The organism is Mangrovimonas sp. sgz306409 (genome assembly GCF_059735265.1).
In genome coordinates, this window is record NZ_JCAPEU010000001.1 from 19596 (window position 1) to 31540 (window position 11945).

Consider the following 11945-nt stretch of genomic DNA (forward strand, 5'->3'; position numbering starts at 1 on the left):
TCCTGCCTATTTTTTAAAACAACTAACTTTAATGTGCTATCAATTTTACGGTTTTTGAGCCATCTTGAGCATTTAATTTTACAATCCAAAGACCATTGGAAATATCTATTGACGTGTCTTGATTGGTTTCAAACTCATGTACCAAAGCTCCTGTTAAAGCATACACTTTTACCTGAGTTGCAGAAGACACATTGGAAATAAATAACTGCTGACGGTAAGCACTCACGTTTACCGCAGTTTCCATAATGTCATCTTCAATTCCCAATGAGCCGTCTAATTCCGGAAAAGGGTCCCAACCATCATCTCCTTGGGTAAAATTAAGAGTGTTGATGGCGGTACCATCAGTCAATTCTGCAGTGGTCAACACAGTAGACCATGGCGCACGGCTACTTGAATTATCTACTCCTTCAGCATTTTCAATAGTACCATATTCATACATCATAGACGACTCGCCTCCCAAACTACTGGTCCAGCCTGCTGGTGCAATCAAAGACAAGCCCTCTGATCCTGGATATGTTGACTCGTCAATAGTCGTATTATAGAATACCACTTCACTGGTATTTGGTGTCCAAGGACGTCCAAAGTACCCAGGTTTAGAACCATAAGTAGACGCCGTCTCCACACCAGGAACTGGTGACACTACATGACATTCATACATTAAAAACCCTCTCCCACTGGTTTGTTGCGCAGCTGTAATATAGGCTGCATCGTTGCTAGAATCACTGGTATTCAATACCAAATCGGTTTGATAAAATACTGCTGTCATCCCTCCAAATAGATAATCCACGGCTCCCATCATGGCACCTTTGTAAATGGCGACACGAGCTCCGGATGCTCCATAGAAGGAATCCTGACGACCAATAACGCGGCAATTGTTCAAGATTACCCTATCGGCACTATTGGCAATTCCAATGGCAGCGGCCTGTGTTACATAACCAGCCGAGCGATCCTGAACACTTGTATTTCCATAATCGGTTGGACGGGTTGGTTCACTTGGCGCTTTTGCCAATACGGTATCTTCCGATTCCTTTTGGGAAATGTATTGGTTAAAAGAGTTTTCTAAAATGATGTTTTCAAAAGTTACATCCTCGGCAGTAATCACTACAGTAGCATTCCAATAGGAAGTTCCTCCTCCAGTTCCTTCTTGATTCACATAATTGGTATAACCGTTTTCAGTATTTACCGCCAAAGCTTCAGCACTCCATTTATTGTCCGTGCCTTGGCTAAAGAAGTTATATTTCTGTCCATAATAAGACGTAATACGAACGGCATTGGCATCTATATCTACACCTTCGTTCAAAATTGCGATGCTCGGAGTAGAAGACGCATTTTTCAATGTCACGTTATGACTTGAAACCACTAACATCTCTTCATAATTTCCTGGGTCGATTACAATACTAACCAATTCGTTGTTTGGACGTTCCATATTTTCAACAGCATTCAAAGCAGCGTTAATCGTTTGGTAATCCTTGTCAACACCCACCGTGATTATGGCACTATAAGCTACAATATCTACCACTTTAATAGAACGGAAATAAGAAATTCCTCCTACCGAAATAGTCACCGTACCATCGACCGTCCCCTCATATACATATTCAGAAACGACACTAGAACTAGTACTTCCAGAGATATTTGCCACCACATCGCCATCTTCGATGGTATAATTAGATTGGTAGTAATCGGTTACAATCACTTTTTGATCAACAGCAATTGGCACTGTAATCGTTGCTCCTGTAGAAGCCACTAGGTCTGGTGGACTGTGATCTCCTCTTACGCTCACACTTCCTGAAAAAATCAATCCTTTATAAGCTGCTGCATTGGAAATGACTTTATCATCGAATAGCCATTCACTTACAGGATCAAAAGAAAGTTCCTTAGTGGTATCGGCTCCATCAACAGTTACATTGGAAGTTAGGGCCAATTCAATTGGATAGGCGTCCAATCCATCGTACGTAATACTATAAACCCCATCACGTAAAGCTACAGTAGTAACATCGGTAAAAGTATAGGTATAGCCTTCTTCATTATTATTGGTAAAGGTCAAACTCAAAGCACTCATTTGCTCAGCATCCAAATCCGGAGCAATAATGCTTACGCTATATACTGGCTTTAAAGTGAAATTGACATCGGAAGTAGCAGCTGCCGTTCCTATAGTAATGGTGTTATCCAAAATCTCATAGTCGTTAACACCTTCTGCAGAAATGGTATATTCTAAATCGGCTTCAAGGTTTACCGTATAGGTCATTGCTTCGGCATCCACAGTAACTATTGGTTGGTAAATGGTTTCCACTAATGGATCTGGAGTGAAATGTAATTCCAAATTAGAAAGGTCTGACAACCCAGTGATAGCACCACTTAAATTGTATAAGTCTACTTGTAACACCGTAATGTCATGCATAGTGCTTTCCTCAGTTACTTCCACAGTATCTCCGTTGGTAATAACATACCCATTGGCACCACCTAAACTTAAGGCATAAGTATAAGGTGCAGGCACTTCGATGCTATAAGTTCCATCAGTTACTACAGCTTCATACATTTTACCCGCTTCGTTGGTATACTGCACAGTATATCCTTCAGGAATTCCAGGCGCTTCAGTAGCATCCACCGTTCCAGTTATGGTGATGTAATTGGCGGCTTTTCTTAATACCCGGAAATAACTAGGCTTCCCTATATTGTCATATACATGGTATTCTCCAGCATATTGGGCCACGAATTGCAGCTCTACCTCTGCGGCAGGCATTTCCACCTCATCTTTTTGGGCAGCCGGGTCGGCGGCATATTCAAAATTGATATTTCCTCCTGAATCTGTTCTGGCATGAATGGTAACTTCATCATCTTCCTGTAAATTAAGCGTCAGGTAACGGTTCGTATTAGCTCCAGAATTAACGTATACTCTTCCAGTGAAATTAGTTGAACTGGCAATATTTTCATCCCAACGGGTAATATTGGTGTTGGTAGTTCTTAAACGATCGCTGGTACCATTGGTAACATAACCCAAATCGCCAGCTGAAAATGACGGAAGATTTATGCCACTCGTTCCTGGAGTTACACCATCATACCAAGCGTTAATTACTTCTTCATTCAAATGATTATTATACAAAACCTCATCAAATTGCTCTGCCCCAAAATCCCAAACATCTGTCATAATGATAGACGCAGGAAGATTGGTCACCTGAATGGCAGGCGTATAAGCATTGGAGCCATTAAATGTAAAATATAAGGTAGTAGCCCCTCCTACATAAGTAAACTCGTAGTAGCCTGTTTGGTCTCCCATTTCAGGGTAGGCATCCATATCAACGTCCATAACCCCCAAATCGTTACCTCCCAAGGTGGTTCCTGCACTCATAGTGCCCGCGCTATACACCGATCCATAAAAGCGAACCGTAGTATTGGTTCCCTCCACATCAATTTCCAAAGAGTTTCCTTCCTTAAAGGCCACCCCATAACCGGCACTGTGCCACTGAGATGTTGCCGCTTGGGTTCTTACCTTTCCGTCAGGACTCGTGGTAGACGTTACGGGATCCCATTGTACTCCAGTATTGGTAAAAGTAGATTGGTCTCCCAAATTATAAATAGTATAGGGATAGGTGACCTCTATAGCCGGAGTGTAAGCATTGGAACCACTAAATGTAAAATATAGGGTTCCAGCCCCTCCCGTATAACTGTATTCATAATACCCTGTTTGGTCTGCCATTTCTGGATAGGCATCCATATCTACATCTAAAGTGCCAAGATCGTTTCCCCCTAAGGAAGTACCGCCATCTAAGGTTCCTGCACTGTAGACGGATCCATAAAATCGGATGGTACAAGTACCCGTAACGTCTATTTCCAATGAATTCCCATTTTGGAAGGCAATGCCATATCCGGCACTATGCCACAAACTTGTAGCGGCTTGGGTTCTAACGTTCCCATCTGGACTTGTAGTAGAAGTCACAGGATCCCACTGATTACCGGAATTGGTAAAGGTGGATTGGTCCCCTAAATTGTAGCTGGTCGTGGTCTGCCCTTGAACGGCAGCTACAACACATAAAAGGAACAGTTGCAAAAGAAAGTAATGTTTTTTCATGTAGTAACAATTTGTTCTAGTTAATTATCAAAAAACGCCAAGTCAATGACTGGCATTAACTTGTGACATTCTTCACCAACAATGGTAGGTTTAGCCAATTAATAAGGGGAATCGATGACATTTTAAGAAGGTCGACAACTACTTAAAATTAATGTAATCGATTACGTAAATATATTACAAAATTGTTATAATCAAAAAATATTACTCAAAAAAGTGTGAATTTCACATTTATACCGCAACAAAAAAACCAATTTATTAATCCTATATAAAAAAACCCTAAGAACTCGTCTTAGGGTTTACAAGGGTTTTTAAACTATTTTCTATCGTTTCATCAAACGGAAGCTTTCGGTTTGTCCATTAATTCGAAGTAAACATAAATACATGCCTTCTGAAAATTGACTCAAATCTATGGCGTATCTTTCTAGCCCATCCATTTCATGAGTATTTGGAAGAGTATATAATTTTTGTCCTGTTACAGTAAAAATTTCTACAGACACATTTCCATTAAGTTTGGATGGGAATTCGATATAGCACATATCTTTCACAATCGTTGGATATACTTTTACTCCTATGCTTTCTAAGTCTTGAAGGCCCAGATTATCACAAGAGGAGGAAATTTCCCCTGCATCAGTAATATCGAGAGTAGCTCCAGCGCCACAACTTTCATTACTAATCACCTCAGCAACATCTTCTACCTCAATCACGGTATAGCTATACGTAGGCGCCGTAACTGTGCCAACATTAGACTCTCCATTTAAGCAGTTGTCAAATACCAAGGACACGGTTCCTCCGTCGGAACTCGCATTTTGGTACACATTGCCTACATTCGCAAAATCTGTATTTTCCACATAACAGGTAAGATCATTGATACCTCCTCCCAATCCTAGGGCTGTAGAGCTCGATACATCTGTATTGACATAACAGTTTAGAATATGCAATTCGGCATTTCTGGCTCGAGGCATTCTGGCCTTCACACCATCTGCCCAAAAGCAATTTTGAAAGGTCACGCTGTAATGACCATCTACAGGAGCATTGGTACTGCTAGAACCCACCAAATTGGAAAATCTGTGGTCATTAGATCCTCCTGGACCGCCGGGAACAGCAGGCTTTAAATAGGTAAACTTACACCAAGACACCGTTACATTATCTGAATTTCCCTTGATATCGAAATTGCCATCTACACCATCCTGAAACTCGCAATGGTCCACCCATAAATTGGTACAACCATCAGCAGTTAAATTATCACGACCATCCACATCATAGGCCCCTGGACCTTCAAAAATCAAGTTTCTTATAATCACGTTATTCGATCCATTTTTCAAGTTCAAAATCCCTGAACCACTTTGAGTTTGGCTATTGTTAACCAATTTGGCACCCGGCAACCCTAAAATAGTTTTGTCGGTCACCACTTTGCTAATTTGCTGACCTTCTGGAATAGTGATGGTTCCGGAAACCAAAATGACTTTGGGACCAGCCGTCTCAATATTCGTCTTTAAAGCTGTATAAGTAGTAACCGTAATAGGAGTGGCACTCCCACCTCCAGTAGCAGCAGCCCCAAAGCCTTCCGGCGATTCCATATAATAATTTTGCCCATTTACATGGAACATACCCGCCAATAAGGCAGCAAAAAGTAATCGTTTTTTCATGAGTATCTCAAATTAAATTAGGAAGGAATCACAATGCCATAGCCTAGAAAGCATTTCGTTACTATTTCAACAATGTAATCGATTACCAAATTAAGACATAATATTCAATTCTCCAATACCAAGGACCTAATAGCGTTGTTAAAATGAAATTCTACAACTTTCGAAAAGTGCAGCTTAAGAATAAAAAACAAACTGTTGTTTGCTGATTTTTAATTGATTACATTTAAGAAACCATTAAAATCAATTATTATGAATACCAAAGTAACATACCTTGGAGTGATACTTTTCACTCTTATTTCATTTAGCTTTCAGGCCCAAACCATCACTAAACCCTCGGCCCAATTTTCATCAGATTTACTTTCTACCCTTAATCCAGGCAATGATTTAGGAATTTCCTCTGAACTCAAGGACAAAATTGAGTCAGAAAATCGAAGCTATGTCCAAGACATTTTGGACATTGCCAGTGGAGATGACGACGATGATACCAAGATCAAAAAACTGACGAATAGAAAAAATCAACGGGATGGCGTCCTTGAAAGTGCCTTTGGAAATGACGATATGCTGAAATCCTACAAAAAGAAAATTAACAAAGAAATCAAGCCTTTCAAGCGAAAATATAAATTAGCCAAATGGGTTTTATAATATAAAATCCCTTGCCACTTCGAGCAAGGGATTTTTTTTATTCTTACCTAATTAGAACTTCTCCACTTTCCAAAAAACAATGCCTCTTCACTTCTACCATTTGCCTACGAAGCATCCATTCCTTAAAACACTAAAATTTCCTCCGATATAGTTAGAGTCCAATGGATTTAACTAAAAAAATTTAATGTAAAATTTTCACGTCTGTAATATTTCACTTTCAAAACTTTTAATATATTTGGCCGCTATCAACCAACAAAAACCCTCATGAAACAACTTTTTTTGTTTGCATTCCTTTTTCTAGGACTTGCTACTAACTTTTCCATGCAATCCCAAAACTATGTAGGCCACAGCGTTGACAATTATGCTGGAGTCCACAGTGTCTTACTTAACCCTTCCAATGTTGTGGATTCTCCCTTTAAAACGGATATCAACTTCTTTTCTTTTAGCTCCTTTGCAGGAAGCGACTATTTAAGTTTCAACTTTAAAGACCTTTTTAAAAGTAATGGAGAATTCGATTTTGAAGAAGATTCCAATACCACAGCCAGCAACAACAATAATTTTTTCCTTAATATGGATGCATTGGGTCCTTCCTTCATGATGAACATAGCCCCAAAACACAGTATAGCCATCACTACAAGGGCAAGAATCTTTTTGAATCTCCACAATATGAATGGTAAACTCTTTGACGATTTGGAAAACGGATTTGAGGACGACCAAGATATCGACATCAATATCAACGATTTGAATGGCACAGCACATGCTTGGGGAGAATTCGGCCTGAGCTATGGAACTATACTCCTAAACAAAGAGCATCACTTCCTAAAGGCAGGAGTCACCTTAAAATATATTCAAGGAGCAGGAAGCATCTACATAAACGCCAATCAAATAGAAGGCCACTATAACGCAGATACCAATCTACTTGCTACAACTGGCAATCTTAACTATGCCTCCACGCCTGGTTTCGATACTGACGATTTGGATTTTTCCAATTTAAGCACTGGATTTGGGGCCGATATTGGAGCCACATACGAATGGCGCCGAAAATCAGTTATAGACTCCACTTCAAAAAAACTTAAGGACTACAAATTAAAAGTGGGTGTATCCGTTACAGATATAGGTTCGGTAACGTATAAAGGTACAACAGAAACCAGTCATGACTTGAACAACATAGTAAATACCGACGAGTTTGAGGACAAAGAAGTAGAAGATATTCTTGACGAATATTACGATTACACAGAAAAGCTTACAGACAGTAAAATACAATTGCCAACTGCCCTACATTTCTTAGCAGATTATAGTATTGTAAAATCATTATTTGTGAGCGTACAAGGCTCATTTTCTCTAACCGACAAAAGCAATTCCACTGCATCGAGTATTATCAATGCAATAACTATTGCCCCGAGATACGAAATTAAATGGTTCAGTTTTTATCTACCGGCGAGCTTTAGGGAATACGGAAACTTTGCTTGGGGCTGTGGTCTAAGAGCAGGGCCACTAATGGTAGGCTCTGGCTCCATACTCTCCAATGCCTTTTCAAAATCGACCAAAACGGCAGATATTTATCTAGGACTTAAAATCCCTATTTATCAATAAAGACAAAAGTGCCCCAAAATTGGGGCACTTTTTATATCCCAATATATTAAAATCACTCCTCAAAGTTTTTATGCTGCCCCATATTTTCAACCAACTTTAAAAATCTAGGTTCCTTCCTTAGTTCTTTAAAATCATAATTGTTTTTCATTCGTGGCATCAAAAGTTCCCTAGCTTCATAGCTCTTCTCCAAACACTCCAAAGCTTTTTCATAATTTTTAGCCATACAGTATAAAGTTCCCAATTTATAGTAAGGTTCCCCACTTTTAAATTCTAACCGATCGGCATAGGCCCTTAACACCGCCTCCATACCTCCATTTTTAAACAACAGATCAATTTCTTCCATATCATCTTCATTGACCGATTCCATTTTCTTGAAACAGTTCAGCGCCTGTTCTTGATCGTCCAACCACATTAAATTTTTCATACAAAAAGTATAGTCCGGTATTCCAGAAATTTCTGCCGACTTAGTTTGTTCTTCTAAAGCTCTTTTAAAATTGCCCGTATTGTAAAACACCATGGCGCTTATGCTATTTCCAACTCGCGAATTGGGGTTGTACTTTAACGCCAGGTCAATCTGCTCCCTTGCCTCTCTATTTCTTCCCAAAATGTCCAACAGCTCAGCATAATATTGATGCCCCGTAGCATACTGAGGATCTATGGAGACTGCCTTTTTCAACTCTTCTTCTGCCATTTCCCAATTCCAATCATACCAAGCTAAAATACCCCCTAACGTAGCATGGGCAGAAGCGTCCTTGGAATCTAAATTCAATGCCATATCCACATACTTGCGGGCTTTAGCAATCCCCGTTTCCACATCATACCAGCCCCACCAAACCATGATAAAATAGGCATCGGCCAAACCGGCATAAGCCAAGGCATATTGGGGATCTATCTCTATAGCCTTTTCGAAATAATAAATGCTTTTCTTCAAATCCTCCTCTGTACGTCGGTGCCAAAAAAAGCGTCCTTTTAAATAGGTATTAAAGGCTTCAAAGTTTTTAGGTGCGTTAGTTTGATGTATTCTATCCTTATTTGGGCCAATAGTCACTTTAAGCTGTTTGGCCACGTCCTGGGCAATCGCTCCCTGCAACTCAAAGATATCCTCATAGGCCCGTTCATAATTTTGAGACCAAAGATGCCTGTCCTCCTTGGCATCTATCAACTGCAGGATAATTTGGGTTTTATCGGCATACCGCTGAACACTGCCTTCCAATATATAGGACACGTTGAGCGCCTTTGAAATTTCAGGGATGGTATTGGTAGTTCCCCTGTAATGTTCCATGGTAGTCCTGGAAATGACATTTAGCCCATCTACATGAGACAATTGGCTCGTGATCATGTCCATAATACCATCGGAGAAATATTGGTTGGAAGGGTCTTCGCTCAAATTTCTAAAGGGCAGCACCGCCAGGGACAATGGCTGATTTTTGGGACTGATATACCACAAATTGAAAATTACCAAGCCTGCCACAAAGGTGGCCATTACTGCTACCCAAATTCTTTGGCCTACGCTGGAAGAACGCGCATCGGGCATGGATTGTTCTTTCAATCTATCCACATTATTAATTGAATTGAGGGATTTCAATTCACCTGGAGAACATTTGTAATGGTCGTGAAAGCATTTAATAAAATAGGAAGGACTGTTAAACCCCACAGCATAGGACACTTCGGAAACGGTTGAGACATTATTTTCCAAAAGCGTGTGTGCCTTCTCAAGACGAAACGACCTGATAAATTTACTAGCCGACATTCCTTTAAGAGTTTGCAATTTTCGGTGCAATTGAGACCTGCTAATTCCCGCCTCTGAAGCCAACTCTTTCACTCCAAAGTTCTCATCCTGATAGTTCTCTTCTAAAATCCCGTACAGCTTTTCAATAAAAGCTTGATTCATTGATATCAGCGGATCCATATCCCCACATGTCATTAAACAACCTCAATGGCTACAAACCACTTCTCTAACTCAGCTAATGAGCTGATTCTAAAATTACTAAAAATTAAAAAAAGCTTTAACCTGCATTGCTTCTTTTTCATAAACCTTAAGGATGTGAATTTATCGTATGCCACGGAATCACCCACTTTTGTTACAGGGTTTGCAACATAGTTTAAGGTGCATGCAACATGTATTTTCCCAAAATAAACACGTCCGCAATACCTTTATATACACGAATAATCAAAAACATAACCATATAAAATTTAAGCATCATGAAACCACTTTCACTATTCCTTTCGGCATGCACCCTGTTGTTGAGCTTCACGGCATGCGACACCCAAGAAACCGATATGATAAGCAACGAAAGCGCCACTCAAGCCAAGATGGCTAATGGCTCTGTAGAAAAACCATTAAAATTGAATTTTTTCACCAAGCGAAATTATAGTTTGACTGGGGAGGGTTATTGTACCGAAGCCCCATTCGTTGGATTTAACTACCAAGTTGGTGCTGGAACAGGCACCCATTTAGGAAACTTTAGCGTTACCATTAAATTTTGCGAAGCTGGATTGACCTATACCAACGTTGATGGCGTGCTGATAGCTGCCAATGGAGATGAGCTATATTTTACTAATCCCGATGACGGATCCTACGGTGAAGTCATGATTATTGACGATCCCTTTTATGAAGGTTATTTTGAAGACCCTATTGTTTTTAATGGAGGTACTGGCAGATTTGAAGGCGCCACTGGAAATGCCACTTTTATTAGTTATGTCAATTCCTTTGATGATGACGGAAATTTCATCCCCGAATTCCAAACAGACCACCAAGTTACAGGCACCTTGGTTCTCCCCAAAGGCAACAAATAGTTGAACAAGACGAATAAATTCTGTAAAAGTCTCGATAACATTTTGATTTTAAAGTGGTATCGGGACTTATTTTTTGCTTCAGTCCGGTTAACAATAAGGGACATTAAAAAATCTCAGCCTTCATTATTTAAATTTATATCACTCTCCTAAAAATCAAACATTTAAAATTTCGTAACTTTATATAAATCAGAACCTTAAATTGTTTCCAACATGAAGTTATATTACTTTTTACTAGGCCTATTTCTGATTTTTAGCTGTTCAAGTGAAGATGATGAAAGTTGCACTTATGAAATCTCCTATTTTACAGATTGTGAATGCACCTATGAAGAGCAATCCTGCTTAAAAATTGCCTTCATATACAAAAACGAATTAGAACGACTAAGGGATATTTATGTAGCTGACGGTAGCCATTGTGTATATGTTGAAAATATAAGCACCACAACCAGACAGAACCTATCGGGCTACATCAAAAAAATTCCAGATGAATGCTATGAAATGGACTGGATTCAAATTACCCAATAATACTAATTAGACTCCTCTCACCGAGTCCTTTACTTTTATATAAAAATCACTCCTCTAGACAAAGCTGAAAGAATCTCCTTAATGATTGTTGAAAAATCCGTTAGGTTAGAGAAAAAATTTTACTTAATTTAGTGATTACAAATTACTTACAACACAAAACCTCAAATCACATTTTCTATAACATAAACTCAAATCCTATTTTAAACATTTTATTAATGAGTTTAACTTATAACTTTAAATTATGAACAAATTAACTTTATTATTTGTCTCTGCTCTACTTTTTAGTGCAGCAAGTGCTTTCGGGCAAGCAAGAAGCGAATTGAACTTTGGCTTTGTAGGTGCTAACTATGAAATTCCTATTCACAGGAATATTACCATTGCTCCAGGAGCTGGAACCAGTTTAGATTTTGACTGGCTAAACCTCGGGGTAAAAGGAAACTACTATTTCGACAATTTATTTGGATTAAACGCTCCTGCTTGGGACGTTTACGGAGGTGCTAATTTGGGATATTCCGTCTATATGGGAAGCGGCCATGACGATAGCGATATTGATTTCGGCTTACAAGTTGGTGGCCGTTGGTTCTGGAATGACAAATGGGGTATATACGCTGAAATAGCAGGCGGAAACGTTTCTGGACTATCCCCCGGTATTGGCTTAACCGTCAAATTATAGATAACAC

The 11945-nt window shown here is 39.4% G+C and carries 8 protein-coding genes; 5 read left to right on the forward strand and 3 right to left on the reverse strand.

The annotated features are described in order from the left end of the window. Positions 1-28 precede the first annotated feature (28 nt). Together AC6I5C_RS00095 and AC6I5C_RS00100 are read right to left on the reverse strand one after the other, a co-directional pair. A complete protein-coding gene (locus tag AC6I5C_RS00095) occupies positions 29-4066 on the reverse strand; it encodes a pectinesterase family protein (RefSeq protein WP_497903371.1) in 4038 nt (1345 codons plus the stop codon). A gap of 320 nt (positions 4067-4386) precedes the next feature. After that, positions 4387-5712 (reverse strand): pectate lyase family protein, encoded by a 1326-nt coding sequence (locus tag AC6I5C_RS00100; RefSeq protein WP_497903372.1) that lies wholly within the window; start codon positions 5710-5712, stop codon positions 4387-4389. Between the two features lie 249 nt (positions 5713-5961). Here AC6I5C_RS00100 and AC6I5C_RS00105 point away from each other — a divergent pair, with 249 nt between their 5' ends. Continuing rightward, positions 5962-6354 (forward strand): hypothetical protein, encoded by a 393-nt coding sequence (locus tag AC6I5C_RS00105; RefSeq protein WP_497903373.1) that lies wholly within the window; start codon positions 5962-5964, stop codon positions 6352-6354. A gap of 264 nt (positions 6355-6618) precedes the next feature. After that, positions 6619-7947, forward strand: a complete 1329-nt coding sequence (locus AC6I5C_RS00110; RefSeq protein ID WP_497903374.1) for a DUF5723 family protein — start codon at positions 6619-6621, stop codon at positions 7945-7947. Positions 7948-7999: 52 nt separating this feature from the next. On the opposite strand, the gene AC6I5C_RS00115 is transcribed toward AC6I5C_RS00110, so the two are convergent. Continuing rightward, entirely contained in the window at positions 8000-9856 is a 1857-nt protein-coding gene (locus AC6I5C_RS00115) for a helix-turn-helix domain-containing protein (protein WP_497903375.1), read from the reverse strand. A gap of 293 nt (positions 9857-10149) precedes the next feature. On the opposite strand from AC6I5C_RS00115, the gene AC6I5C_RS00120 reads away from it, so the two are divergent. The 3 genes from AC6I5C_RS00120 (at position 10150) to AC6I5C_RS00130 (ending at position 11938) form a co-directional block, all read left to right on the forward strand. Then, positions 10150-10743, forward strand: a complete 594-nt coding sequence (locus tag AC6I5C_RS00120) for a hypothetical protein (RefSeq protein ID WP_497903376.1) — start codon at positions 10150-10152, stop codon at positions 10741-10743. Positions 10744-10953: 210 nt separating this feature from the next. Continuing rightward, the gene (locus AC6I5C_RS00125) at positions 10954-11265 is read left to right on the forward strand and encodes a hypothetical protein (protein WP_497903377.1); all 312 of its coding nucleotides are present in this window, start codon (positions 10954-10956) and stop codon (positions 11263-11265) included. A 319-nt stretch (positions 11266-11584) separates the two neighbouring features. After that, positions 11585-11938, forward strand: a complete 354-nt coding sequence (locus AC6I5C_RS00130; RefSeq protein WP_497903378.1) for a hypothetical protein — start codon at positions 11585-11587, stop codon at positions 11936-11938. Positions 11939-11945 lie beyond the last annotated feature (7 nt).